This is a genomic window from Porphyromonas pasteri, from assembly GCF_014647755.1.
GTDB lineage: Bacteria > Bacteroidota > Bacteroidia > Bacteroidales > Porphyromonadaceae > Porphyromonas > Porphyromonas pasteri.
On the sequence record NZ_BMPU01000002.1, the window covers coordinates 261,721 to 286,118 of the forward strand.

Here is a 24,398-nt window from a genome sequence, read left to right on the forward strand (position 1 = left end):
GAAACAATGGGTGCAAGAAAGAAAATATCAGCCGAAGAAAGAAAGCAAGCCCTGAAGTCTACGTACTTCGCTGCGCTCCGCAACGTCCCTACGTCGCCTCGTAAGATGCGCCTCGTAGCTGACCTCGTGCGTGGCATGGAAGTAGGTCGTGCTCTTGGGGTACTCAAGTTCTCTAACAAGGAAGCCGCTGCTCGCGTGGAGAAGCTCCTCCGCTCAGCTATCGCTAACTGGGAAGAGAAGAACGGACGCAAGGCCGAAGACGGTGAGCTCTATATCTCCCGCATCTTCGTCGATGGTGCTGCTACGCTCAAGCGTATGCGCCCCGCCCCTCAGGGTCGTGGCTATCGTATCCGTAAGCGTTCGAACCACGTCACGATCTTTGTCGATTCAATAACCAATAAAGAGAACTAAACCAGATGGGACAAAAGATTAATCCTATAAGCAATCGTTTGGGATACATCCGTGGATGGGATTCCAACTGGTATGGCGGTCGTAAGTACGGTGACAAGCTTCTTGAAGATAGCCGTCTGCGTCGCTACCTGAGCGTCCGTCTGGCTAAGGCAAGTGTCTCTCGTATCGTCATCGAGCGTGCTCTCAAGCACGTCACTATCACGATCTGCACGGCTCGCCCCGGTATCGTGATCGGTAAGGGCGGTCAGGATGTGGATACGCTCAAGGAAGAGCTCAAGAAGATCACCAACAAGGATGTTCAGATCAACATCTTTGAAGTTCGTCGTCCAGATATCGATGCTGCGATTGTCGCTGACAACATCGCTCGTCAGCTCGAAGGGAAGATCGCTTACCGTCGCGCAGTCAAGGGCGCCATTGGCGCTGCTATGCGTGGTGGGGCAGAAGGGATCAAGGTACAGATCTCTGGTCGTCTGAATGGTGCAGAAATCGCTCGCTCCGAGATGTACAAGGAAGGCCGTACGCCTCTGCACACGCTTCGTGCAGACATCGACTACGCTCAGGCTGAAGCTCTGACGAAGGTCGGTATCCTTGGTATCAAGGTGTGGATCTGCAAGGGTGAAGTCTACGGCAAGCGTGACCTCGCTCCTTCGTTCACCAACCCTCAGCCAGGACATGGTGGTCGCCGTGAAGGCGGTCGCGAACGTCGTGATGGCCGTCGTGATGCTCGTGGTGGCAGACGTGGGGGTAATCGCTAACGTATAAGAACAGAAGACAGCAATGTTACAACCTAAGAAAACTAAGTTTAGAAGAGTCCAGAAGGGTCGCGCTAAGGGTAACGCCCAGCGTGGCAACCAGCTCGCCTTCGGTTCTTTCGGGATCAAGTCTCTGGGTACGCGCTGGATCACCGGTCGTCAGATCGAGGCCGCTCGTATCGCTGTGACTCGCTATATGCAGCGTCAGGGTCAGGTATGGGTACGTATCTTCCCCGATAAGCCTATCACCAAGAAGCCTGCCGACGTCCGAATGGGTAAGGGTAAGGGTTCGCCCGAAGGCTTCGTGGCTAACGTAACTCCAGGCCGTATGCTCTTCGAAATCGAAGGGGTATCCTTCGAGATCGCTAAGGAAGCTCTCCGCCTGGCTGCACAGAAGCTTCCCGTGACGACGAAGTTCGTCGTCCGCCGCGACTACGATATGTCTAACACTAACCTGTAATAGAAGAGATGAAATTAGCAGAGATCAAGGCGCTCACTACGCCTGAGCTACAGGAGCGTGTAGTAGCCGAAGAGGCAGCTTACAACAAGAAGTGCATCGACCATGCTGTGACCCCCGCAGACAACCCTGCTGAGATCCGCCGCATGCGCCGCACGATCGCTCAGATGAAGACCATCCTTCGTGAGCGCGAACTCAACAACAATTAATGTGTCCTCCCGATGGAACAGAGAAGATTAAGAAAAGAACGTGTAGGCGTCGTTTCTTCCAATAAGATGGACAAGACCATTACGGTCGCTGTCAAGTGGAAGGAAAAGCACCCTATCTATGGTAAGTTCGTCAACAAGACGAAGAAGTACCATGCTCACGACGAGAAGAACGAGTGCAACATCGGTGATACGGTCCGTATCATGGAGACTCGCCCTTTGAGCCGTACCAAGAGATGGAGATTAGTCAATATTATCGAAAGAGCTAAGTAGTATATGATCCAGCAAGAATCAAGACTCGTAGTAGCAGACAATAGCGGTGCAAAGGAAGCCCTCTGTATCCGCGTCCTCGGCGGTACGCGCCGTCGCTATGCCTCTGTCGGTGATATCATCGTCGTTGCTGTCAAGAGCGTCATCCCCTCTTCTGACCTGAAGAAGGGTGTCGTATCTAAGGCAATCATCGTCCGTACGAAGAAGGAAGTTCGTCGTCCCGACGGCTCCTACATCCGCTTCGATGACAACGCTTGCGTCCTGCTCAATGCTGCTGGCGATATGCGTGGTAGCCGTATCTTCGGCCCTGTAGCTCGTGAGCTGCGTGCCGTGAATATGAAGATCGTTTCTCTCGCGCCTGAAGTCCTCTAACCCTTAAAGACGAAAGAAGAAATGAGTAAGTTACATATCAAGAAGGGCGACCAGGTCGTCGTCCTCAGCGGTGTAGATAAGGGGAAGACGGGCCGTGTGCTTGAAGTCCTCGTAGACAAGCAGCGCGCTATCGTCGAAGGCGTAGCCATCGTCGCTAAGCACGCTAAGCCCAGCGCAAAGAACCCTCAGGGAGGGATCGAGAAGAAGGAAGCTCCTATCCATATCGCTAAGCTCAACCTCGTCGATCCTAAGACGGGTAAGGCTACGCGTATCGGTCGTCGTCTCAACGACGAAGGGAAGCTCGTACGTTATTCCAAAAAGTCAGGAGAGGAGATTAAGTAATGAGCAATACTGCAAGTCTTAAGAACGAATATAAGGAACGCATCGTTCCCGCCCTCATCGAGCAGTTCGGTTATCAGTCTCGCATGCAGGTGCCCGTCCTGAAGAAGATCGTCATCAATCAGGGCCTCGGTATGGCTACGGCTGATAAGAAGATCATTGACGTAGCTATCGCAGAACTCTCTGCCATCACCGGTCAGAAGGCTGTTGCTACGGTTTCGAAGAAGGACATCTCTAACTTCAAGCTTCGTAAGAAGATGCCTATCGGTGTTATGGTTACCCTGCGCCGCGAGCAGATGTACGAGTTCCTCGAGCGTCTGATCCGTATCGCGCTGCCTCGTATCCGTGACTTCAAGGGGATCGAAAGCAAGTTCGATGGCCGTGGTAACTATACCCTCGGTATCAGCGAGCAGATCATCTTCCCTGAGATCAACCTCGACGGCATCACCAAGATCCTCGGTATGAACATCACGTTCGTTACCTCGGCTCAGACTGACGAAGAAGGTTACGCACTCCTCAAGGAGTTCGGCCTCCCATTCAAGAACGCTAAGAAAGGCAACTAAATACTATGGCAAAGGAATCAATGAAGGCACGCGAAGTAAAGCGTGCAAAGCTCGTCGCTAAGTATGCTGCCAAGCGTGCTCAGCTCAAGGCCGAAGGGAACTACGAAGCACTTCAGGCTCTGCCTAAGAACGCTTCTCCCGTACGTCTGCACAACCGCTGCAGCATGACGGGTCGTCCCAAGGGCTATATGCGCCAGTTCGGCATCTCTCGTATCCAGTTCCGTGAGATGGCTTCTGCCGGTCTCATCCCTGGGGTGAAGAAGGCCAGCTGGTAAGCACTTAGCTATCCAACCCTAAGGAAGGAGACTGTACCACTATCTCGTGGTATAGTCTCCTTCTTCACTTTGCCCCCAGTGCTCATTCTGTATCTCTGTGGCATCACCACGCGTGTGGTGCTCAGAAGCACTACTGCATAGCGGAATGAAGCTATATAGCTTCGTCGTCGGACCAATACTGGTTTGTCATCGGAGCAGTATTGGTTCACGCTCGTTTCTATATAGGAATGCCCAGCGATCAGTATAGCTTTCCTCTCCCCACACTATAGCTCCGCCTCTTTGGGCAATATTGCTTAGACCTATTCCTCTTTATGAAGCGTCGATTACTCCTCTCTCTATTCACCTTCTCCCTCCTTGCTGCTTCGTCTCTCTCCTGCACCTCTTCGCATGCTACCGAAGGCGGTCGCTGCACGGGTAAGAAGTACTGTACCGCTTGTAAGAACTGCCGTTACTGCAAGCATTGCGCCAAGGGCGGTGGTAGTTGCGGTATCTGCACCCTCTCCCGTCGCTAAGTCCTCCTCCCTCTCCCTTTAAAGTTTAGCTATCACTATGTCTTCCCTATCGACCGAAAGACAGCCTGCTACCGCTCGAGCATCTGTCTCCTCGCTCTACGTACTGAAGGCCTTGCTGGCATTCTTCGTCGTCACGTGCCATGCTCCCATCCTACTTCCTTGGGTGAATATACCAGGGTTGGCGACCGAACTCTTCTTCGCTATCACGGGTTACTTCCTCTATTCGGAGGATCTCGGGAAGATCCAGTCGCGTATATGGAAGTCAATCAAGAAGGTTATCCCCATCATGATCTTCCTGCAGCTTCTTTATATCCCCTTGGCACCACCAGACTGGAAGTCACCTGTGGTCCTCTTTAACTGGGCCTTTATGGGGATTGCGAACTTTGATGCGGTACACTTGTGGTATCTGACCTCTCTACTTTATTCCTTAATCACCTTCTCCCTGTTTATACGCTTCACCAAGGGAAAATATATCCCAGTACTCTTCTTGTGTGTACTAGGCTGGATGATATTGGGTGATTATCGATATTTCATCGATGGAAAGGATGGATCTATTTATCTATTCAACTTCATTAGCCGTGCCCTGCCTTTCCTTGCGATGGGCTATTGGATACGTGCTAATGAGTCAGTGCTTCTCCAGCGCAAATGGCTGAATATTTACATCGTCCTCTGGGTCTTATCATGCTCAGAGAATCTGCTCATCCATACCTTATCTCAGGGACAAGCCGACGGCGGCTTTGTGGAGATTTTCCCACTGCGATTTGCTTTCTTCATGCTGATCATCTCATATAAGGAGCTCGGTCAGGGTACGTGGCTCGAGACCATTGGGGACAAGTACTCGGGGAATATCTACTACTATCATATGGCTGTGATTATCGGATGGAAGGCTCTTAATCCACATAGTCCATTGCTTAATCAGATTTATGACTATGCCGGTGCCTTCGTCGTCTTCTTCATTAGTCTGCTTATTGCGATACTCATTGAGCGGTGTTCCTTGTTATTTAAGAGATTTCTTTCACGTAGCTAGAATTAGTGAATTAACGTATGACACAAGTTACTCCCTCTATTTCGAATGGTGAGGGCATGTCTCAGGCGATCTCGTCCCTCTATGTACTGAAAGCTCTACTCGCTTTTGCGGTGGTGGTATCCCATTCTCCTTTATTACTCCCTTGGGTGCGAATCCCAGGGTTTATGGTGGAGCTCTTCTTCTCTATTACAGGGTACTTCCTCTATGCATCAGACCTTGGTAAAGTGCATTCGCGCATTTGGAAATCGGTCAAGAAAGTCGTCCCTATCATCATCGTCCTACAACTCTTTTATTCCCTAATCTATCCACCAAATCTTGGGCCAATCAGCGTCTCGTACATGCGCTATGTACAGTGGCTTTTCTTGGGCTTTAATAACTATGTCACGGGACACCTGTGGTACCTGTCGGCTGTGCTCTTTGGGTTGCTCTTCTTTGGGGGATATCTGCGGATTATGAAGGGGCGCCGGGTGCCTTTGCTCTTCCTCTTGATCCTGCTATGGGTATTCATTGGCCCCTACCGCATGCTGCTCTTTGGGAAGCCAGAGTCGGCCTTTGTGTTTAACTTCCTGACCCGTGCAGTGCCCTTCCTTGCGATGGGCTACTGGGTGAGAGCCAATGAAACTCGCTTGCTGAGCTATCGCTGGATCAATATTTTCTTCCTTGTGCTCACCCTCATGGGAATTGAATGCCTAGTGACGTGGTGCTTGAGTGGCTATACATATGCTGCTAGTGCTATTGCGCTGTTCCCCATGCCGTTCGCTGCGTTCATGCTGATGCTCTCCTATAAGAGTCTGGGGCAGGGTACGTGGCTGGAGACTATTGGGGAGAAGTATTCGGGGAACATCTACTACTTCCATATCGCTGTGATCATCGGATGGAAGGCACTCAATGCACATAGCCCACTTCTCAGCGAGATCTACGAATACGGAGGTGCCTTCATCGTCTTCTTCATTAGTCTCGGGATCGCTTGGCTTGTTGTCAAGCTACAGGATCTCATCGGCTACCACGTGTTGAAGTAAGACGGATACTCGTAGTAGAAACAAAAAAGTAGCGGCCCCCACCTCACGATTGAGGTGGGGGCCGCTACTTTTATATAGGTGTGTGCTTTAAGCGAAGAGGGTAGCTTCGACCTGCTCGATGCGCTCCTTGAGAGCGGGCTCGAGGGAGAGGCGGCCTTCGATAGCCTTGCAGCCGTGCATAATCGTCGTGTGGTCGTTGCGGTTCAGCAGCTGGGCGATCGTATTGTAGGACGCACTGGTGTGCTTCTTCACGAGGTACATCGTGACCTGGCGGGGGAGGGCAAGGACGGCCTTACGTGAGGGTGTGCGGAGCTGTGCCTTCTCGACGCCGAAAACGGAGCAGACGGTATCGAGGATGGACTCGGGCGTTACCTCACGGCGCTCGATGGAGACGGTGCCCCCGACGATGCGGCGCGTGGCCTCGAGGTCTACTGCACCATGATCGGAGAACTGCGAGTGCGTGATGATCGTGCGGATAGCCCCCTCGAGCTGGCGGACGTTGTCCTGCATGCTCTCGGCGATGAACTCTACGCACTCTTCTCCGAGTTCGACACCGCTGTCGGCGACACGGCGCTGGAGGATCTTGCGGCGAAGCTCCAGGTCGGGGCGGTCAATGCGTAGCATCATCGCGCTCTGGATACGCGTCATGATACGCGTCTCCATTCCCTTGAGGTCCACAGGAGGGACGTCACAGGTGACGATGATCTGCTTGCCGAGGAGGTAGAGGTGATTGAAGATATCGAAGAACGCCTGCTGCGTCTTGGTCTTACCGATGAGCCCCTGGATATCGTCGATGATGAGCATATCCATCTGCTGGTAGAAGTCTACGAACATACCACGCTCGGGACCGCGCATCAGGCTGTCACGGACGAATTGTGCTTCGAACTTCGAGCTCGACACGTAGCAGACGCGCATCGTGGGGTGGAGCTCCATGGCACGCTGCCCAATAGCCTGCGAGAGGTGGGTCTTCCCTACGCCACTGGGGCCATAGATGAAGATGAAGTTCAGCGGAGCCTGCCCTGGGCGCGCGGCCGTAGCTTCGGCGATGCGCAGGGCCTCGCGGTTACAAGCACTCTCGTAGAAAGTCTCGAAGCGGAGATCGGCACTGAGGTGCGACGTATAGTCTTGCGTGCGCGCCAGCTTAGGCTGAGGTGCTGGCTGAGCCGTCTGAGCGGGTGTCAGGTAGATCTCGAGCCCTTGAGGAGAGAGGATCTCGTTCTGAGCTCGTACGAGTAGGGTCTCATAGGTGCGTACGAGTTCCTCGTAGAATGCCTTCGAAGGGACCTCGAGCACGAGCGCTTTGAAACGCCCCTGCTCATCCTCGCGCGTCTCGATGCCGAGCGGACGGATGGGGGCGAACCAGCGCTGGAGCGTCTGGGGGTCACAGGAGCCGGCTATGATCTGGAGGCATTGCTTCCAGAGCTGCTCCCCTGAAGGAGGAGTTGTCGTTTGCATGAGGGGTTGCCTTACGTAGTCGTGGACCAAGGGCATTACTATATTTAGGAGCCAAGCGGGGGCGTCGGGCGCGGTGGTAGGCGCTCGTGCTGCTGGGCCTCAGTTGCTATGGGGTGAGGAGGTTATCCACAAGGTGATTTTGCCCTTAATGTGCTATACATTAGTCGTATAGTGTGGTATAGGGGGTGTCTTGTGTGACCTCTTATCTGGTGCAAAGTTTGGCAAAAGTGCGGAGAAAAAAAAACGGCCTTGAGGCTTGCTTTTCTCATACTAATTCTATGGGTTTTGTTCTCAAGCGATTACCACCTTCCCGCAGAAGGAGCTTCTGTGATGTCCTCCTAAGCGCTTATAAATCAAGCCTTCTCTTCGCTATGCACAGAACTACTCACAGAGTTATCCACATGATGTCGTCGGGATAAGGTGTTGAGGATAAGTGTTCTTCTTCTTTTGGAACAAAAGATTTCCACAGGTGGGTTACTGCTTGCTTTAGGCGGGGGAGTGTAAACTTTTCCGCGGAAGAGGGATGGAAGGGTGCGCGGAAGAGGGGCGGGAAGGAGTATAGAAGGATGGCTGCGAGATGCTGAGGACGGAGTGAGAGTGTGCGGAAGAGTGGGGAGAAGCTCTGCAGAAGGATGGAGAGGGCTACTGAGGGCAGGGTGAAAACGTGTGGAAGAAGGGTGGAGAGAGGTGCTGAAGATGGGATCAGAACGTGTGAGAGGAGGTGGGTGTGAGGTGTATATATAGAGGTGGAGTATGGAGGGCAGGAGGTAGGGCGGGGTGCGGTGTGGTGTGGCGTGGGTGGTGAGGCGCGGGCATCGACTACCGGCGGTAGTGGTAGTCGATGCCAAAGAGGGCGCCGGCGAAGGTCATCACCTCGCCGTAAGCAATGAGCACGCTGGAGTGAATCTCCCCAGGTGGGGCGGTGACGAAGGCTGCACCGAGGAGGAGCATGCCGAAGAGGCTGAGCAGGGTGGCGATGACGAGCTGGAGTGTCGCCTTGGATTTATTTGGTTGCATGGCTTATTGGGCTGATGGAGATGTCGTGATATTCCCTCTGTGCATCGAAGCAGGGGCATAGCTTGATCCATTCGTCGGGGGTGATACGGCCGTCACCGTTGCGGTCGGGGCTGAGGTCACGGTGGCCGAGGATGGTAGCTTGTGGGGCGAGTGCGTGGAGGTGCTCAAGGAGCTGACGGAGGGCCGTGCGCTGCTCGGCGGTGCGGGTATCTGCGGGATGGCCCGTGTCATCTAAGCCACCTTCGTAGCAGACGCCGTAGCTCGAGCGGTTGTAGCCTCGTGCGTGGGCACCTATCTGCTCAAGCGGGCGCAGAGGGATGATAGCACCTGAGCGACGGATGTAGAAGTGGTAGCCTGCCGAGCGGAAGCCACGGGCACGATGGTCACGCTCCAAGGCTTCGGGCGAATAGGATTGGCTGGCACGCGTGGCGCTGCAGTGCACGACGATGTAGCGGATGTCCGTGGGTCTCATCGCTTGGTCCTCTTATAAGTAAGGTAGACGGCTCCGAGAAGGAGGGGAAGGGTGACGCCGAGGGCGAAGGGACGTAAGGGGCTGGCTGGTACCTTATGCGACGTGATGCCCTTATCTATGGTGCGGGTCGTGGAGCGAAGGCTATTGACCTCCCGTAGAGCGCCCGTGGTGGTCGCCTGATGCCGCCCGATCTGTCGGAGGTGGTAGTGCGCTATCCAGCCTGCACCCTTCGCCTTGGAGGAGACGGTAGTATCATCGCTTGGAGGGAGGAGCTGCACGACCTCGGTGAGGTCCAGTGTGAGGGTGTCGAGGGCGTGCTCTTGGTGAGTGGTGTGCAGGGTGCGCTGTAGGTCGCTCGTGGTGTGGCTCTCGGTCGTGCTCTCGTGTGTCGTGCGGTGGTGTGAGGCACAGCCATAGAGCCCGATGAGGAGGGCTAAGGTGAGGAGCCTCGGCTGCAGAATGGTGATGTACATAAGTCAATCAATAAAGAGGAATACAGCCCCTTTCTGGGGGCACTCCGCCTACCTTGGGGGAGCGATACAAAGGTAGTGGGGCGGGGTAGGGGTGGTGGTCTTTATTGGTCGTCTTCGTCGGTGATGGCTCGTACCTGTGTTCTCCCTCGGTGGTGTGTGTGGCGGAGGAGGGCGCGAGAGGCGGTGCATCGCCTGATTCTGGTAGAGTAGTGCGGGGCGTGTGCGTGGTGCGCGGTCCCTATGAAGGCGCTCGGTCGTGCTGGAAGGGTCGCGGAGGGAGCGTGGCGGAGGCGTGCCGTAGGGTATAGTATATATAAGGTTACGCGCGCGCGAAGGCGTGTGGCTTTATGGTAAGGAGATATAAGACTCGGGGGCTACACCATCAGCTAAGTGCTGGGTGTAGCCCCCGAGAGGAATGGTTGCCCTATGGGCGGTGTCGCTTACTTCTTAGCGCGGCGAGCACGGATGACGTGGCGAACTTCCTCGAGCTGCTCTACGCGACGCAGGCGTTCGGGTTCGCTCTCTACGAAGAGCTCTTCCTTCTCAGCGGGGCGGACGTAAGCGAGGGCTTCACCCTTGCGGATGTTAGCACCCTGAGCAGCTACCTCAGCGAGGCGGCCGGTGAAGTTCGAGATGACGGGCTCGAAGTAGCCTGCAGTCGTCTGGATGTAGCAGAGAGGCTCACCCGTCTTGATGAAGGTACCGAGGGCAGGAGCCGTAGAGTAGTCTTCGGGGTCTACCTCCCAGATGATCTGACCGGAGGCAGGAGCTTCGATAGGCTCGGTGCCCTGGCGCTTGATCTTCACTGCATCTTCGGCGCTGTAGCCCTTCTTGACGAGGGCGTCGGTCTTGGCCTTGTCGAGCTCAGCCTGGAAGCGCTCCTTAGCTGCACCGCTCTTGTAGTCGCGGTACTGAGCTTCGTGCATAGCGAATTCGAAGAGTTCTTCGTCGTCTTCGCCGAGCTCCCAGCCGTTCTCCTTCATCTCAGCGCGGAACTTATCCAGCGCATCGGGGTAGTTGAGCTGAGGATCTTCGGTGGTGAATTCGAAGCCCTTTTCCTTCGCCAGGTCGATGATTTCCTGATCGAGCTTGCCTGGCAGACGGCCGGACTTCCCGAGGATCATACCCCACGTGTTGTTGTCGATAGCCTCCCAGCGGCCCTTGCCGATGGTGAGGTTGTAGACGTTCATCAGAGCGACGTTCTTGACGTACTGGCTGAATGGCGTGACGAGTGGGGGGTAGCCGAGGCGAGGCCATACGTAGGCGACTTCGTCGAAGAGGCGGACGAGTAGGTCGTCGACGCTCAGCTCGGGTTCGCCCTTCTTACGCAGGTGCATGTTGATACCAGCGTGTACGCCCTTGAGGTCAGCCATCATCGAGCCCATCATACCGCCAGGCAGACCGCAGCCTACGAGGAGCGAAGAGGTCAGCATATTGGAGGGGTTGATGAAGTAGCCGAGGAAGTCATCGATGAACTCCTGCGTGAGGGCGCGAGCCTTCATGTAGGCGTCCATATTGATATCAGCGACCTTGTAGCCAGCGTCGATGAGCATCTCGCGGATGGTGATGACGTCTGGGTGGATCTTACCCCAAGATAGGGGCTCCATAGCTACGTCGATGACGTCAGCGCCGTTGTCACAGACCTCGAGCATGGAGGCTACGGAGAAGCCAGGGCCTGAGTGACCGTGGTACTCGATGATGACGTCGGGGTGCTTGGTCTTGATAGCCTTCACCAGACGGCCGAGGAAGCGCGGACGGCCGATACCTGCCATATCCTTGAGGCAGATCTCGGGGGCGCCAGCTGCGATGAACTGGTCCGCCAGGTCAGCGTAGTACTCGACGGTGTGGACGGGGGAGTGGGTGATACAGAGCGTAGCCTGTGGGATCATCCCAGCTTCCTTCGCGTAGTGGATGGAGGGGATGACGTTGCGGGGGTCGTTGAGCCCGTCGAAGATACGGGTGATATCGACACCCTGGGCCTTCTTGACCTTGTACATCAGGCGACGTACGTCAGCAGGGACGGGGAACATACGCAGGCCGTTGAGACCACGGTCGAGCATGTGCGTCTGGATGCCAGCTTCGTTGAGGGGCTTAGTGAAGGCGCGGACGGCCTTGTTGGGGTTCTCCCCGTAGAGGAGGTTGACCTGTTCGAAGGCCCCCCCGTTGGTTTCGACGCGTGCGAAGCAGCCCATCTCGACTAAGACGGGGGCGATACGCTCGAGCTGGTCCTTGCGGGGCTGGTACTTCCCTGAGGACTGCCACATGTCACGGTAGACAAGGCTAAGTTTGATTTCTCTCTGTGCCATAAGGGTGAGTTATTGATAAGGGATTATTTCGTGTATTATTTCTCGTGTGTCGTGGGCCTACGCTGGCTCGTCATATCGAGTGTGTGTAGCCATTGCAGGGCGATGAGGCTGGCGGTCTCGGTGCGCAGGCGGCTCGCTCCGAGGGTGATGGGCTGGCACCCGCGACGGGTAGCCTCCTCGATCTCCTCGACGGAGAAGTCTCCTTCGGGCCCGACCATCAGGAGTGTCTTCGCCTCGGGGCGGAAGAAGTGATCGATGGTGTGGCGCTCGGGGCCGACGGTGCTACGGCAGTGGGCCATGAGCCGCAGGTCATAGTCCGCTGTCATCTCGAGGAGCTGGGCAAAGGGCACATCGGGGATGAGGCGAGGAAGGAGGGCCTTGTGGGACTGCTTCATCGCGCTCTGGATGATACGCTCCAGACGCTCGGCGCTGGTATGCTTGCGCTCGGAGTGCTGGGTGCGGATGAGATAGACTTCATCCAGACCTACCTCGACCATCTTCTCGAGCGTCCACTCGAGGCGGTCGATGTTCTTCGTGGGAGCGACGGCTACGGCCCAGTGGCCTCTCCAGTACTTCTGCCAGGGCTCCTCGCGCTCTATCGAGAGGAGGCAGTGACGGCGGTCTACGCCTGAGACGCGGGTCTCGAAGAGGGTGCCACAGCCATCGGTGACGAGGAACTCATCGCCTACCTTCGCGCGCAGCACACGGATAGCATGCTGGGCTTCTCCCTCGGGGAGCTGGAGCTCCTCGCGTAGGGTTGGGGCATAGAAGAGTGGTAGGTCTTTCATCTTTGTGCTCATTGATTTCCTCGTACCAAAGTTACGCTTTTTACCGCGGAATAAAGAAAGAAAACGGCAATTGCACACTATTCATTTCAGTGTGCTTGTTCTCTGCTGTTTGTTCGCTCCAGAGGAAGGGGGGAGTCCCTCCCTGCTGGCGGGTCGCTGCGAAGCTTCTGATAAGGGATCTATCTTCCTCTATGGATGGGGCAAAGCAACCTATATTGGTCGGCGGGCTGACCTATATGAGACGGTTGCGGCAGAGTCCTGCTCTCTATGTATTGTGCTAAGGCATCGCACGCCCAGCTCCCCGATACACCTCTCCGAAGTGATACGCACGCCCCTCGCCTTATCGCGCGTATTCCTCTTATTCAGCGGAGGGAAAAGCATCGTTCTCGTGAAGAAAAAAGCACCTTCACGTAGTGGTTTTCCTCTGTCTATGCACGTAGTCTTAAAGACCAAGCACGTAAATCCAAATATCCACGTACGTAGATTTATCGTCCACACACGTAGCCTAAACTTATCTGCCACTCGTCCACAACTTTTCTCCCTACGCGGACCAACAACCTAATATAGGTCATTTCACAAAGCTATATAGCTTTCTTCGCCATCCTATATAGGTCGCCATCGCGACCTATATAGCTTCGTCGTCGGACCAGTATAGGTCAGCCCGCCGACCAATATAGGTCGGAGCAATGACCAATAGTCATTTGGACTCGGTTCAGTAGTTGTTTGGGGTGCGAACGAATAGTGGTTTGATCCCCGAACCCATAGTGGTTTGAGTGCAGACCAATAGTTGTCTGCGGATCGGCCTAACTGCATGAGCAGGACGCCATCTCAAAAGCCCCTGCAACGAGCTTCTACGAGCGGCTGGTCTTACCAGAGATTTCACTTAGTTTCGGTCGATATAGGCTTGATGTGACCCTCGGGTTTTAGGATGGAAGCTATGGATTTGGTAGTCTGGGGATAATTGGTTAGGTTTGACTCGTTAATTCACATACTAACTAATCTGGTCTTATGAAACAGAAAAAACTATCTCGGTTGGTCGCCCTCTGTGGGGTGTCCATGACCCTGCTTGCGGGCGTGATCTCCTGTAAGCAAGAAGCTCCTACTCCTGCATCAAAGCAAGAAGCTCCCTCAAAGGAAGCTGCCACGAGTGTTCAGCTCAGTGAACAGCAGGCTCGTATTTACGCTACTATGTTCCTCAAGCATGAGGATAGTATCTCTCGTCCTCAAAACTTGAGATCTATCGCTGTACCACGCGAGATTTCGGATGTTAATTACTACGTGGAGGGGCGTGATACGCTACTGTATGCAATTAACTATAGAGATAATGGAGGATTCGTGATCCTGTCAGGTGATAATAGCTCGTTCCCGATTGTTGCTCATTCAGATAAGGGGCATCTTGTCCTTTCTGAAGTGTCGTCGGAAAATCCTCTGCATGGAGCACTTCAGGGCTACATAGATAAAGCGAAAAAGCATATCAATGACCCCAGTCGAGTTAACTCCCCCTACTTCGAAAAGTGGAAGGACTTGGGAAAGAAGGACTATGAATATGAAATAGTCCCGGAGAACGCTGCGCCTGTTGCAGGGATGCGATCAACTCGAGAATATTCATCTGGCAAGCCAGCGATATACCCGCATACGGGGAAAGACCTTAATTGGTCGCAAGCTGGGAACTTTAATTATGCTGCAAAGGATGGGAGCTTAATCGGATGCCCTGCAGTTGCTATAGGGATGTTGCTCTACGATTGTGAGCATCGTATCAATGGTAGCTACACTTCTGTAACTCCAAGTGTTCGCTATGATGCCAAGTTTGCCACTGCAAATAACACCCAAGGAAGAGAGGTCTCGAAGGTTCTTCGTCAGATAGCAGATAGCATTCCCGGCTATGGCTGGAGTCCATATGTTAGTGGAGCAAGTCCTGATGCGATCATTAAAGGATTGCGTAAGCTCGGCTTTCCAGATGCAGACCGTGTGAATTATGATATTGAGACACTCTATAAGAACCTTTCGTTTAAGGCTCGTGTCTATGGTGATCAGGAGGCTGATTGCCAAAGAGGAGTTCTTTTGATAGGCTACAGGAATGGCACTGGATATGATGGTCATATCTGGTTCTGTGATGGATATTATGAACAGGCTTATAAGGTCACGAAGAAGTTCTTATTCATCAAGCTTAAGACGTGGACAGAATATGAGGATCGCATCTATATGAACTGGGGGTGGGGACCCGATGGAGGAAACGGGTGGTACTCTGCAACCGATGATGTATGGTTGGATGAATTTCAACGCCCCCGTCTACAAAAGGATAATCCTCAAATTGTGGTTGGGCTTCATCGCTATCATACTCCAAGGGTTCCTGCTTTATGAAAACAATCTCCCGTCTGATGCTGCTATGGCTTATAACCGTAGTGTGCTACGCTTGTCACAAGGATACTCCTCGTCGTGTCACGGGAATGGATGAGCCCTATCGACAGCGCCCCGTAAAGAGTAATTTCCATGTCCTTGTCGTCAATGAGCAGCAGCAGGATATTACTGCTGAGGTGTACCAGAAGCATCTCTTAGGCTTTGTCGATGGGAAGACGAATGGGCTGCTTAAAGATAGCTTGGATGTGACGTACAATTCAATTGTGGTCACAGCTCCACGCCCCGATTTCTACCCTCTTGAGGGGAAGATTGACCCCTCGTTTGTGCGCGTGCTGAGTGCCAATGGGGGGGCAGAGCTGGAGTGTGAGTTTCTTCCTCCCGTGATTAATAATTCGACTTGGCTTGTCAATGGGGCAGAGGCAATACTCTTCTTGGTGGGGATTTATAATGGGGGTGAGCCTATTTATCAGATCTCAGGGCCGAACAGGCCGGATGGTATTTGGGTGAGGCTTCAGCTCTCCGATGGCATCGTCACTCCACTCAAGAGGAGGGTGAGTGAGCTGTAGGATATGTAAATGACAGGCGCTTATCCAAGCGCTGTAATGTGTGATGCGAGGGGGCTCTCTTAGAGACCTCCTCGCATTTCGCTATCTTTGCATCTTATAATAAGGTATATAATCAATACGCATAATGGCCCTACAATGTGGTATCGTAGGCTTGCCCAACGTCGGTAAGTCCACCCTCTTCAACTGCCTCTCCAACGCGAAGGCGCAGTCCGCTAACTTCCCCTTCTGCACCATCGAGCCCAACGTCGGGGTCATCACCGTCCCCGATGAGCGCCTGACGAAGCTGGCCGAGATCGTCCAGCCCCAGCGCATCGTCCCCACGACCGTCGAGATCGTCGACATCGCTGGTCTGGTGAAGGGTGCGAGCAAGGGCGAAGGGCTGGGGAATAAGTTCCTGGCCAACATCCGTGAGACGGATGCTATCCTGCACGTGCTGCGCTGCTTCGATGACGACAACATCACGCACGTCGACGGCAGTGTCGACCCCCTGCGCGACAAGTCCATCATCGACACCGAGCTGCAGCTCAAGGATCTCGAGACGGTCGAAGCCCGCTTGCAGAAGGTCTACAAGCAGGCCCAGACGGGCGGTGACAAGCAGGCAAAGCTCGCCTGCGACGTCCTGATGCGCTACAAGGAAGCTCTGGAGCAGGGCCTCAACGCCCGCACCGTCACCTTCGAGACGAAGGATGAGCAGAAGGTCGCTCGTGAGCTCTACCTCTTGACCAGCAAGCCCGTACTCTACGTCTGCAATGTCGACGAGGCCTCCGCTGTCTCGGGCAACGAGTATGTAGAGCGTGTCCGCGAAGCTGTCGCCAGCGAAGGGGCCGAACTCCTGGTCGTCGCTGCGAAGATCGAGAGTGAGATCGCCGAGCTGGAGACCTACGAGGAGCGTCAGATGTTTCTCGCTGAGATCGGTCTCGAGGAGTCGGGCGTGGCTCGTCTGATCAAGGCCGCTTACAAGCTCCTTGATCTGGAGACTTACTTCACCGCTGGGGTGCAGGAGGTACGTGCCTGGACCTACACCAAGGGCAGCAAGGCGCCCCGTGCCGCTGCTGCTATCCACACCGACTTCGAGAAGGGCTTCATCCGTGCCGAGGTCATCAAGTACGAGGACTTCCTCCACTACGGCAGCGAGGCGGCTGTCAAGGAGGCCGGTAAGATGGCTGTCGAAGGCAAGGACTACGTCGTGCAGGATGGGGACATCATGCACTTCCGCTTCAACGTCTGATGCCCCACTACGACATCATCGTCATCGGGGCTGGCCACGCCGGCTGTGAGGCTGCTGCTGCTGCGGCACACCTCGGCTCTCATACGCTCCTCATCACGCCCGATATGAATAAGATCGGGCAGATGAGCTGCAACCCCGCTGTGGGCGGTATCGCCAAGGGACAGATCGTCCGCGAGATCGATGCCCTCGGGGGGCGCATGGGGCTTATCACCGACCGCACCTCTATTCAGTTCCGCATGCTCAATCGCAGCAAGGGCCCCGCTATGTGGAGCCCTCGTGCGCAGAGTGATCGTATGCACTTTATGGAGGCTTGGCGTGAGGAGCTGGATAGCGAGCCGCTACTCGATCTGTGGCAGGATACCGTCACGCGCCTCACCCTCGAGGAGGGGCGTGTGCGTGGCGTAGAGACCCAGCTGGGCGTGCACTTCTCCGCTGATGCCGTCATCTTGACCGCGGGGACCTTCCTCTCGGGGCTGATGCACTTCGGTGAGCTGCAGATCACGGGTGGCCGTATCTCCGAGCCAGCTACCTACGGCATCTCCGAGCAGCTGCAGGAGGCGGGTATCCGCACCGACCGCATGAAGACGGGTACGCCCCCACGTATCGATGCTCGTAGCCTGCACTTCGATGAGATGGGCGTACAGGAGGGCGAGGATGATCATCATAAGTTCTCCTACCTCGATACGCCTACCCGCTCGACGCTGCGTCAGCTCCCCTGCTATACGCTCTATACCAATGAGGCCTGCCACGCTGTCCTCCGTGAGGCCCTCGATCGCTCACCGCTGTACAATGGCCAGATCCAGAGTATCGGCCCCCGCTACTGCCCGAGCATCGAGACGAAGATCGTCACCTTCGCCGACAAGGACCGTCATCAGCTCTTCCTCGAGCCCGAGGGCGAGCGCACGAATGAGTACTACCTCAATGGCTTCTCCTCCTCGCTGCCCTTAGAGGTGCAGCTCGAGGCCCTGCGACAGATCCCTGCGCTGCGTGATGTGCGCCTCTATCGCCCAGGCTACGCCATCGAGTACGACTTCTTTGACCCCACACAGCTGCATCATACGCTCGAGAGCAAGGTCATCGCAGGCCTCTTCCTCGCAGGTCAGGTCAACGGGACCACCGGCTACGAAGAAGCAGCAGGCCAAGGGCTCATCGCGGGTATCAATGCCCACCAGCAGGTGCACGACCTCCCTCCCTTCACGCTCAGCCGTTCCGAGGCGTATATCGGGGTGCTCATCGATGACCTCGTCACGAAGGGCGTGGACGAACCCTACCGTATGTTCACCTCGCGCGCCGAGTACCGCATCCTCCTACGACAGGATGATGCAGACGTGCGTCTCACGCCCCGTGCTGCCGAGATCGGCTTAGCTACCGAGGAGCGAGTGCGCCTTCTCGAGGAGAAGATCCGCCTGCGCGACGAACTCATCGCCTTCATCTCGGGCTACTCCATCCGCCCCGACAAGATCAATCCTCAGCTCGAGGCGCGTGGGCTCGCTCCGCTCCGTCAGGGCTGTAAGCTCGTGGACCTCGTCCTGCGTCCCCAGCTGACGCTCTCCGACCTCAGTGAGATGGTGCCCGCCCTCCGTCGTGCCATCGAAGCCATCCCTTCGCGTCGCGAGGAGATCACCGAGTGTGCCGAGATCCTCATCAAGTACAGCGGCTATATACAGCGTGAGCGTGAGCAGGCCGAGAAGCTCGAGCGTCTGGAGTACGTCTTCATCCCCGAGGGACTCGACTATGCCGAGATACAAGCGCTGAGCACGGAGGCACGGCAGAAGCTCGACCGCATCCGTCCGCGTACCATCGGTCAGGCCTCGCGTATCCCAGGCATCTCGCCCCACGACGTGAGCGTCCTGCTCGTCCTCTCGGGCCGCTAAATGCACCCGCTCAGCGGCTACGACTTGAGTAGAGGGCTACGGGAGTTATACTAAATCAGCAGACTAATCGTAGTAAGATATAAGGGTAGAGACTGTGGCGACTATGCCTTTAGCTCTCCTCGTCGCTACCCCAATCCCTTCACTTTCTAATCATATCCGTCAGATGTTCATTTCCGTCTCATCTAACTACTCTCCTATTAAGGTCTTCGAGGTCAACCTCAAGTCTCCCCTCTCAGGTGAGGTAGAGACCCTCGAGCTCGTCCTTTATTCTCTTACCGTAGAGACGTGGCTCTCTCGCAATGTGCGCAAGAAGCCCACAGCTGCCTACCGCGTCAAGGCTACGGGCGAGGATATCGCTGCGGCTCACTGGACCGATGAGATGGAGGCTTTCTATAAGGAGTGCGCCGCCACTTGTACCCCCGTACCTGGTGCTGGTATGCACTTTTCCGTGTTGGGTAAGACCGTTATGGCGCTGGGGCTCTTTGTGATCCTCTTTGCCGTCTTCTCCATCGTCAAGGAGCTTACCTATAATCGCTGGCAGAAGGCCAACGCCACCGAGGAGGTGACGAAGGCTCCCGTCACGGGCGATGAATATCATATCGGCCTGCCCATCGTGACCTACGGACCTGATGGTAAGCCCTCTTCGCGTGGTGTCAACATCCTCTGGTGCCGCGTCATCGGTACGGAGCCTGACGGCTCGCTTCGCCTGAAGATGACCGAGCCCCTCGGTGCGAATGAGCAGCTTGATGGCCCCTTCGCCAAGGAAGTCGGTGCTGATGGCACGTTCACGGCTGTCTTCCGTATGGAGGCTGCTAAGTCCTCGTCGAGCTACCCCACCATTTTCTTCCAGTCTACTGGATCGGGTGAGCGTCTCGAAGTCTTCTTCTATGGTAGTGTAGAGAAGGCCAAGCGTCCAGCGAAGTAATCCCCACGTCATTCAATTCATAAATCCCCATAAGCAATGAGCAACGACAACGACAACAAGTTCATCTCCCGTAATATGTACACGGGTTCTGGTAGCCGTAAGCCTATTACCGGTGCTATCCTCTCCGCTGTCTGCGGTCTTATCGTTATCGCTTTCGGCGTCTGGCGCTACTTCTCTATGACCTCTACCTTCGATGCTGGGGGTACAGTCTCCGTCAACCGCTACGAGCACCTCGTCTATAAGATCGGTGGCTTCACGGGTATCCTCATCACCTATATCCTCATCGGTATCGCTGTCATCTACTACGCTTACAGCGACTACAAGAAGAAGACTGAGGCCAATCCTAAGGACGATCAGCAGTAGTCCTCTCGTAGCGTGACGTGCTACGCTAAGACATCGCCCCGCCCCATCTACCGCTCTTGCGGTCGGTGGGGCGGGGCGCTTGTATATGGGCGTGCTGTTGCCTTAGCGTGTATAGTCGTGGTACGCTTTGGAGCGCAGGCGCGGTGAGAAACCCCTCCCCTCGGCATTTTCTCCTAACTTTGTAGGAGAGCATATTATAGGCTGGCAGTAGCTCCCCTTCGGGCCTCGCCAGCGAGACTTCAATAGATAGTATGAGACGAGTAGACTCTTCGGCTGCGCTCTTTGAGCGGGCCTCGCAGTATATCCCTGGCGGGGTCAATAGCCCCGTGCGTGCCTTCCGCTCGGTAGGCCTCACCCCCCTCTATATCGATCACGGCAAGGGCGCCCACGTCTTTGACGTCGATGGCAATGAATACATCGACTACATCAGCTCCTGGGGACCCCTGCTCCTCGGGCACGCTTACCCTCCCATCCAGGAGGCTATCCGCCGTGAGCTGGAGAAGGGGACGAGCTACGGGGCTTGTAATGCCCGCGAGGTCGAGATGGCAGAGCTTATTTGCACGAAGTTCTTCCCCTCGGTAGAGCGTGTGCGTATGGTGAACTCGGGGACGGAGGCGACGATGAGTGCCGTCCGTCTGGCACGTGGCTTCACGGGGCGCGACAAGATCATCAAGTTCGAGGGCTGCTACCACGGCCATGCCGATACCTTCCTCATCTCGGCAGGCTCGGGGCTGGCTACCTTTGGTCAGACGTCGAGCGCTGGTGTGACGAAGCACATCATCGAGGACACGCTGGTAGCTACCTACAATGATATTGAGAGCGTGCGCCGCACCCTCGAGGCGCATCGTGGTGAGGTCGCTGCTATCATCCTCGAGCCGATCATGGGCAATATGGGGCTCATTCCTCCCGCACCAGGCTTCCTCGAGGAGCTGCGCCGAGTGACGGAGGAAGAGGGCGTACTGCTCATCTTCGACGAAGTCATCAGCGGCTTCCGTGCTGCTCGTGGTGGTGCGCAGGAGCTCTATGGTATTCGTCCTGATCTCACCTGCCTCGGGAAGATCATCGGTGGTGGGCTCCCCGTCGGGGCCTTCGGTGGTCGTGCCGACATTATGGATCGCTTGGCTCCGCTCGGCGACGTCTATCAGGCAGGGACGCTCTCGGGCAATCCGCTCGCTCTGGCAGCAGGTATCACGATGCTCCAGACGCTCGCCGAGCCTGACTTCTATACCCGTCTTGAGGAGAAGGGGCAGGCCTTCGAGGCAACGATCCGCCCCATCCTCGACCGCTACACCGATCGCCTCTCGTACAACCGCGTCGGCTCGCTCTCGACGATCTTCTTCACGCCCGGTGGTGTGCACTCGAATGCCGATGCTAAGCGCTCCGACACGGAGGCTTATGCCCGCTACTTCCGTGGCATGATCGAGCGTGGGATCTACCTGCCCCCCTCGCAGTTTGAGTGTATCTTCCTCTCGATGGCCCACAGCCGTGAGGACTTCGACCGCACCGCTACCGCTATGGATGAGGTGCTCCGTGAGGTCTTAGGCTAACGGCTCTCCCGCCTATTCATCCCTATCTATCCCTATCTATCCCTATGCAATACCTACAGCTGACTATCAGCTACCACTACGATAGCGCCGCCACGTCTCTTCGTGATGAAGACCTTAGCGACTGGCTCATCGCCGAGCTGGGGCCCTTGGGCTTCGATAGCTTCGAGCAAGATGCCTACGAGCTGAAGGCCTTCATCCCGACGGAGCAGTACGATGCTGACGCGACCCGCGAGCTCCTCGATGGCTTCCCCGTCGCAGGCTTCTCCTATACGCTTACGGCGGAAGAGCTGCCCGACATCAACTGGAATGAGGAGTGGGAGAAGAATTACTTCCAGCCCATCCTCCTCGGCGATGGAGCATGCCTGATCCGTGCCCCCTTCCATGACCCACGTCCCGAGGTGCCTCTGGAGATCATCATCAACCCCAAGATGGCCTTCGGTACGGGCAATCACGAGACGACCTCCCTCGTCGGGGAATGGATCCTCTCGCACGACGTCTCGGGACAGCGTGTCCTCGATATGGGCTGCGGTACGGGTATCCTTGGTCTCATCGCCCTCAAGCGTGGCGCACGTCACCTCACGGCGATCGATATCGACCCTTGGGCTTATGCTAATGTGCAGGAGAATGCCACACTCTCAGGCGTCACCATCGACGAGATGCTCTGCGGAGATGCAGCCCTCCTCGAGGGGCGCGAAGGCTACGACCTCATCTTGGCGAACATCACACGCAATATCCTGCTCGAGGACATGCCCCGCTACCGCGAGGTGATGCGCCCTGGCGCACGTCTCATCCTCAGCGGCTTCTACGAGGAGGACATACCCCTCCTGCGTGCTCGAGGCGAAGAGCTTGGCCTCACCTTCGTCAGCAGCGAAGTGCGCCAGCGCTGGAGCCGTGTCGAGCTGCTCCTCCCCGCTTAGCCACGAAAGACGACTATTCACACCCTACATTATGATACATAAGAACCTCTTTGGCGCCCTCGCCTTGACTGCGCTCACGCTCACCGCGCCCGTGGCAGCGAAGGCCGCTCCGCAGCACAACCGCCCCCGCATCGTCGTCACGATGATGGTCGACCAGATGACGTGGGACTACCTCTACCGCTATCAGGCTCGCTTCGTCGAGGGTGGCTTCAAGCGCCTCCTCACGCAGGGCTTCAACTGCGAGAATACCCGCATCAACTACCTCCCTGCCTATACCGCTATCGGGCACAGCTCCGTCCACACCGGTAGTGTCCCCTCGATCCACGGTATCGCAGGGAATGACTTCTTCAAGGATGGCAACCCCATCTACTGCACGCAAGACACGACGGTAAGCTCGGTCGGTGTACCCAACGGCGTCAGCGGGCAGATGTCTCCCCGCAACCTCCTCACGACGACCATCTCCGATGAGCTGCGCATCGCTACGAACTTCCGCTCGAAGACCATCGGAGTAGCTATCAAGGACCGCGCCTCCATCCTCCCCGCAGGCCACACGGCTAACGGTGCTTACTGGCTGGACGACAAGACGGGCAACTTCATCACCAGCACCTACTACATGCAGGACCTGCCCGAGTGGGTGAAGAAGTTCAATGCTCGTGGTCGTGTCGCTGAGCTCCTCAAGGACGGCTGGAATACGCTCTATCCTATCGATACCTATCGTGAGAGCACGGCCGACGCTGTGCCTTACGAACAGCCTTGGGATAAGGATGGCAAGTTCCCCGCTACACTCCCTCTCAACACCGCCGAGCTGGCGAAGGTCAAGGGCCCTGGTGTCATCCGCACCACGCCTATGGGGAATACGCTGACCTTCGAGATGGCTAAGGCCGCTATCGAAGGAGAAAGCCTCGGCTCGCGTGCTGACGAGACGGACTTCCTCGCTATGAGCCACTCGGCTACCGATTATGTGGGTCACCGCTATGGTACCTTCGCTGTCGAGACCGAGGATACCTACCTCCGTCTAGATAAGGATCTCGCCGACTTCTTCCGCTACCTCGATGGGCGCTTCGGTCGTGACGGCTACCTCTTCATCCTCACTGCCGACCACGCTGCTGCGCACAACCTCACCTTTGACCGCGATCACAAGATCCCCGGGCAGGCCTTCCGTAGCGACTTGGCTCGCCGCATCGCTGACTCCGCAGCCTGTGCTTACATCGGCCGTGATGCACAGATCGTCCGTGGGTATATGAATTATCAGGTCTTCTTCCGTCAGGACCTCATCGACTCGCTTGGCGTCAATCGCCACGGCCTCTATCAGGCGATCTGCAAGGCACTCAAGGATAAGCTCCCTGGTGTGGCGTACGCTGTACCTGCCGAAGAAGTGGCTATGGCTGCGATCCCCGATGCGATCAAGACGCGTATCATCAACGGCTACCGCAAGGGTCGCAGTGGTGATATCTTCATCGTGCCCGATCCAGGGTGGTACTCGAAGTCAGGCACTTCGCTCCCTCAGGGTACGACACACGGCGTGTGGTCTCCCTACGACACGCACATCCCCCTCGTCTTCATGGGGCATGGCGTCCGTGCAGGCCATCTCTATCGTGAGACGTATATCACGGATATCGCCGCTACGCTGGCTGCTCTGCTGAAGACGCAGTATCCCTCGGGTTGCATCGGGCATCCTATCACCGAAGCCTTCGCACCCGCCGCGACTTCGGCTGCTCCCACTGCTACCACGACGCGCCGCAGATAGTACCTGTCTGCCGGAACAGCCGCCTTACATCCGCGCCCGATACCCCAGCTGGTATCGGGCGCGGATGCTTTGTATAGGGGTGCTGATAGACTTTCTCTATGGAGGTGGAAAGTCCGTGGAGCTATATTGAGCTATCTTTGCACTCCATATCTCTATTTA

27 protein-coding genes are annotated in these 24,398 nt (G+C 55.9%); 21 read left to right on the forward strand and 6 right to left on the reverse strand.

The genetic code is table 11. From position 1 onward, the window contains the following. Positions 1–6: 6 nt before the first annotated feature. The 12 genes from rplV (at position 7) to IEX77_RS04635 (ending at position 6,203) form a co-directional block, all read left to right on the forward strand. Positions 7–411 carry a 50S ribosomal protein L22 gene (gene rplV, locus IEX77_RS04580; RefSeq protein ID WP_009432229.1) on the forward strand — a complete coding sequence of 135 codons (405 nt, stop codon included), beginning with the start codon at positions 7–9 and terminating at the stop codon, positions 409–411. Between the two features lie 5 nt (positions 412–416). Further along, a complete protein-coding gene (rpsC, locus tag IEX77_RS04585) occupies positions 417–1,166 on the forward strand; it encodes a 30S ribosomal protein S3 (RefSeq protein WP_009432220.1) in 750 nt (249 codons plus the stop codon). Between the two features lie 22 nt (positions 1,167–1,188). Next, positions 1,189–1,623, forward strand: coding sequence for a 50S ribosomal protein L16 (gene rplP / locus IEX77_RS04590; protein WP_009432248.1), 435 nt, complete (start codon positions 1,189–1,191; stop codon positions 1,621–1,623). An 8-nt stretch (positions 1,624–1,631) separates the two neighbouring features. Then, entirely contained in the window at positions 1,632–1,829 is a 198-nt protein-coding gene (rpmC, locus tag IEX77_RS04595; RefSeq protein WP_009432251.1) for a 50S ribosomal protein L29, read from the forward strand. 12 nt (positions 1,830–1,841) lie between these two features. After that, positions 1,842–2,099: a 30S ribosomal protein S17 gene (gene rpsQ / locus IEX77_RS04600; RefSeq protein ID WP_044114910.1), complete on the forward strand. Its 258-nt coding sequence runs from the start codon at positions 1,842–1,844 to the stop codon at positions 2,097–2,099. A 3-nt stretch (positions 2,100–2,102) separates the two neighbouring features. Continuing rightward, entirely contained in the window at positions 2,103–2,468 is a 366-nt protein-coding gene (gene rplN, locus IEX77_RS04605) for a 50S ribosomal protein L14 (protein ID WP_009432249.1), read from the forward strand. Between the two features lie 21 nt (positions 2,469–2,489). Further along, complete coding sequence (rplX, locus tag IEX77_RS04610) at positions 2,490–2,810, forward strand: 50S ribosomal protein L24 (protein ID WP_009432225.1); 321 nt, start codon at positions 2,490–2,492, stop codon at positions 2,808–2,810. Next, positions 2,810–3,370, forward strand: coding sequence for a 50S ribosomal protein L5 (gene rplE / locus IEX77_RS04615; protein ID WP_044114908.1), 561 nt, complete (start codon positions 2,810–2,812; stop codon positions 3,368–3,370). The genes rplX and rplE overlap by 1 nt, the downstream gene beginning before the upstream one ends. Before the next feature lie 5 nt (positions 3,371–3,375). Next, positions 3,376–3,645: a 30S ribosomal protein S14 gene (gene rpsN, locus IEX77_RS04620; RefSeq protein WP_021667372.1), complete on the forward strand. Its 270-nt coding sequence runs from the start codon at positions 3,376–3,378 to the stop codon at positions 3,643–3,645. Positions 3,646–3,956: 311 nt separating this feature from the next. After that, on the forward strand, positions 3,957–4,157 hold the full coding sequence (locus IEX77_RS04625; RefSeq protein ID WP_188807919.1) for a hypothetical protein: 201 nt from the start codon (positions 3,957–3,959) through the stop codon (positions 4,155–4,157). 37 nt (positions 4,158–4,194) lie between these two features. Then, on the forward strand, positions 4,195–5,184 hold the full coding sequence (locus IEX77_RS04630) for an acyltransferase family protein (RefSeq protein WP_188807920.1): 990 nt from the start codon (positions 4,195–4,197) through the stop codon (positions 5,182–5,184). A 17-nt stretch (positions 5,185–5,201) separates the two neighbouring features. Continuing rightward, positions 5,202–6,203 (forward strand): acyltransferase family protein, encoded by a 1,002-nt coding sequence (locus tag IEX77_RS04635; protein ID WP_188807921.1) that lies wholly within the window; start codon positions 5,202–5,204, stop codon positions 6,201–6,203. An 87-nt stretch (positions 6,204–6,290) separates the two neighbouring features. Here the strand turns inward: IEX77_RS04635 and dnaA are convergent, their stop codons facing one another. The 6 genes from dnaA to IEX77_RS04665 form a co-directional block, all read right to left on the reverse strand. Further along, entirely contained in the window at positions 6,291–7,658 is a 1,368-nt protein-coding gene (gene dnaA / locus IEX77_RS04640; RefSeq protein ID WP_188807922.1) for a chromosomal replication initiator protein DnaA, read from the reverse strand. Between the two features lie 819 nt (positions 7,659–8,477). Beyond that, positions 8,478–8,675, reverse strand: coding sequence for a hypothetical protein (locus tag IEX77_RS04645; protein ID WP_009432862.1), 198 nt, complete (start codon positions 8,673–8,675; stop codon positions 8,478–8,480). Beyond that, positions 8,662–9,147, reverse strand: a complete 486-nt coding sequence (locus IEX77_RS04650) for an N-acetylmuramoyl-L-alanine amidase (protein ID WP_188807923.1) — start codon at positions 9,145–9,147, stop codon at positions 8,662–8,664. Before IEX77_RS04650 ends, IEX77_RS04645 begins: the two co-directional genes overlap by 14 nt. Next, on the reverse strand, positions 9,144–9,620 hold the full coding sequence (locus IEX77_RS04655; RefSeq protein ID WP_188807924.1) for a hypothetical protein: 477 nt from the start codon (positions 9,618–9,620) through the stop codon (positions 9,144–9,146). The genes IEX77_RS04650 and IEX77_RS04655 overlap by 4 nt, the downstream gene beginning before the upstream one ends. Positions 9,621–10,060: 440 nt before the next feature. Continuing rightward, the gene (locus IEX77_RS04660; protein WP_188807925.1) at positions 10,061–11,926 is read right to left on the reverse strand and encodes a hydroxymethylglutaryl-CoA lyase-like TIM-barrel protein; all 1,866 of its coding nucleotides are present in this window, start codon (positions 11,924–11,926) and stop codon (positions 10,061–10,063) included. Between the two features lie 35 nt (positions 11,927–11,961). After that, on the reverse strand, positions 11,962–12,714 hold the full coding sequence (locus tag IEX77_RS04665) for an RsmE family RNA methyltransferase (protein ID WP_188807926.1): 753 nt from the start codon (positions 12,712–12,714) through the stop codon (positions 11,962–11,964). Between the two features lie 1,008 nt (positions 12,715–13,722). Here IEX77_RS04665 and IEX77_RS04670 point away from each other — a divergent pair. The 9 genes from IEX77_RS04670 (at position 13,723) to pafA (ending at position 24,239) form a co-directional block, all read left to right on the forward strand. Next, on the forward strand, positions 13,723–15,075 hold the full coding sequence (locus tag IEX77_RS04670) for a Spi family protease inhibitor (protein WP_188807927.1): 1,353 nt from the start codon (positions 13,723–13,725) through the stop codon (positions 15,073–15,075). Continuing rightward, a complete protein-coding gene (locus tag IEX77_RS04675) occupies positions 15,072–15,638 on the forward strand; it encodes a hypothetical protein (RefSeq protein WP_188807928.1) in 567 nt (188 codons plus the stop codon). Before IEX77_RS04670 ends, IEX77_RS04675 begins: the two co-directional genes overlap by 4 nt. Before the next feature lie 124 nt (positions 15,639–15,762). Beyond that, the gene (gene ychF / locus IEX77_RS04680) at positions 15,763–16,866 is read left to right on the forward strand and encodes a redox-regulated ATPase YchF (protein WP_188807929.1); all 1,104 of its coding nucleotides are present in this window, start codon (positions 15,763–15,765) and stop codon (positions 16,864–16,866) included. Then, positions 16,866–18,740, forward strand: coding sequence for a tRNA uridine-5-carboxymethylaminomethyl(34) synthesis enzyme MnmG (gene mnmG / locus IEX77_RS04685; protein WP_373287889.1), 1,875 nt, complete (start codon positions 16,866–16,868; stop codon positions 18,738–18,740). The genes ychF and mnmG overlap by 1 nt, the downstream gene beginning before the upstream one ends. Positions 18,741–18,843: 103 nt before the next feature. Next, positions 18,844–19,665: a hypothetical protein gene (locus IEX77_RS04690; RefSeq protein WP_188807930.1), complete on the forward strand. Its 822-nt coding sequence runs from the start codon at positions 18,844–18,846 to the stop codon at positions 19,663–19,665. Positions 19,666–19,701: 36 nt separating this feature from the next. Further along, positions 19,702–20,028, forward strand: coding sequence for a hypothetical protein (locus tag IEX77_RS04695; RefSeq protein WP_188807931.1), 327 nt, complete (start codon positions 19,702–19,704; stop codon positions 20,026–20,028). A 251-nt stretch (positions 20,029–20,279) separates the two neighbouring features. Beyond that, complete coding sequence (hemL, locus tag IEX77_RS04700; RefSeq protein WP_188807932.1) at positions 20,280–21,575, forward strand: glutamate-1-semialdehyde 2,1-aminomutase; 1,296 nt, start codon at positions 20,280–20,282, stop codon at positions 21,573–21,575. Between the two features lie 44 nt (positions 21,576–21,619). Continuing rightward, a complete protein-coding gene (gene prmA, locus IEX77_RS04705; RefSeq protein WP_188807933.1) occupies positions 21,620–22,492 on the forward strand; it encodes a 50S ribosomal protein L11 methyltransferase in 873 nt (290 codons plus the stop codon). 31 nt (positions 22,493–22,523) lie between these two features. Beyond that, positions 22,524–24,239 (forward strand): alkaline phosphatase PafA, encoded by a 1,716-nt coding sequence (gene pafA / locus IEX77_RS04710; protein ID WP_188807934.1) that lies wholly within the window; start codon positions 22,524–22,526, stop codon positions 24,237–24,239. Positions 24,240–24,398 lie beyond the last annotated feature (159 nt).

Coding starts and splice junctions, on each gene's coding strand:
- rpmC (WP_009432251.1), top strand. CDS start 1,632: ATGAAATTAGCAGAGATCAAGGCGCTCACTACGCCTGAGCTACAGGAG.
- ychF (WP_188807929.1), top strand. CDS start 15,763: ATGGCCCTACAATGTGGTATCGTAGGCTTGCCCAACGTCGGTAAGTCC.
- rplE (WP_044114908.1), top strand. CDS start 2,810: ATGAGCAATACTGCAAGTCTTAAGAACGAATATAAGGAACGCATCGTT.
- rplV (WP_009432229.1), top strand. CDS start 7: ATGGGTGCAAGAAAGAAAATATCAGCCGAAGAAAGAAAGCAAGCCCTG.
- prmA (WP_188807933.1), top strand. CDS start 21,620: ATGCAATACCTACAGCTGACTATCAGCTACCACTACGATAGCGCCGCC.
- IEX77_RS04665 (WP_188807926.1), bottom strand. CDS start 12,714: ATGAAAGACCTACCACTCTTCTATGCCCCAACCCTACGCGAGGAGCTC.
- IEX77_RS04630 (WP_188807920.1), top strand. CDS start 4,195: ATGTCTTCCCTATCGACCGAAAGACAGCCTGCTACCGCTCGAGCATCT.
- IEX77_RS04675 (WP_188807928.1), top strand. CDS start 15,072: ATGAAAACAATCTCCCGTCTGATGCTGCTATGGCTTATAACCGTAGTG.
- mnmG (WP_373287889.1), top strand. CDS start 16,866: ATGCCCCACTACGACATCATCGTCATCGGGGCTGGCCACGCCGGCTGT.
- pafA (WP_188807934.1), top strand. CDS start 22,524: ATGATACATAAGAACCTCTTTGGCGCCCTCGCCTTGACTGCGCTCACG.
- IEX77_RS04660 (WP_188807925.1), bottom strand. CDS start 11,926: ATGGCACAGAGAGAAATCAAACTTAGCCTTGTCTACCGTGACATGTGG.
- rplP (WP_009432248.1), top strand. CDS start 1,189: ATGTTACAACCTAAGAAAACTAAGTTTAGAAGAGTCCAGAAGGGTCGC.
- IEX77_RS04635 (WP_188807921.1), top strand. CDS start 5,202: ATGACACAAGTTACTCCCTCTATTTCGAATGGTGAGGGCATGTCTCAG.
- dnaA (WP_188807922.1), bottom strand. CDS start 7,658: ATGCAAACGACAACTCCTCCTTCAGGGGAGCAGCTCTGGAAGCAATGC.
- rpsQ (WP_044114910.1), top strand. CDS start 1,842: ATGGAACAGAGAAGATTAAGAAAAGAACGTGTAGGCGTCGTTTCTTCC.
- IEX77_RS04650 (WP_188807923.1), bottom strand. CDS start 9,147: ATGAGACCCACGGACATCCGCTACATCGTCGTGCACTGCAGCGCCACG.
- rplX (WP_009432225.1), top strand. CDS start 2,490: ATGAGTAAGTTACATATCAAGAAGGGCGACCAGGTCGTCGTCCTCAGC.
- IEX77_RS04655 (WP_188807924.1), bottom strand. CDS start 9,620: ATGTACATCACCATTCTGCAGCCGAGGCTCCTCACCTTAGCCCTCCTC.
- rplN (WP_009432249.1), top strand. CDS start 2,103: ATGATCCAGCAAGAATCAAGACTCGTAGTAGCAGACAATAGCGGTGCA.
- rpsC (WP_009432220.1), top strand. CDS start 417: ATGGGACAAAAGATTAATCCTATAAGCAATCGTTTGGGATACATCCGT.
- IEX77_RS04695 (WP_188807931.1), top strand. CDS start 19,702: ATGAGCAACGACAACGACAACAAGTTCATCTCCCGTAATATGTACACG.
- IEX77_RS04625 (WP_188807919.1), top strand. CDS start 3,957: ATGAAGCGTCGATTACTCCTCTCTCTATTCACCTTCTCCCTCCTTGCT.
- rpsN (WP_021667372.1), top strand. CDS start 3,376: ATGGCAAAGGAATCAATGAAGGCACGCGAAGTAAAGCGTGCAAAGCTC.
- IEX77_RS04645 (WP_009432862.1), bottom strand. CDS start 8,675: ATGCAACCAAATAAATCCAAGGCGACACTCCAGCTCGTCATCGCCACC.
- hemL (WP_188807932.1), top strand. CDS start 20,280: ATGAGACGAGTAGACTCTTCGGCTGCGCTCTTTGAGCGGGCCTCGCAG.
- IEX77_RS04690 (WP_188807930.1), top strand. CDS start 18,844: ATGCCTTTAGCTCTCCTCGTCGCTACCCCAATCCCTTCACTTTCTAAT.
- IEX77_RS04670 (WP_188807927.1), top strand. CDS start 13,723: ATGAAACAGAAAAAACTATCTCGGTTGGTCGCCCTCTGTGGGGTGTCC.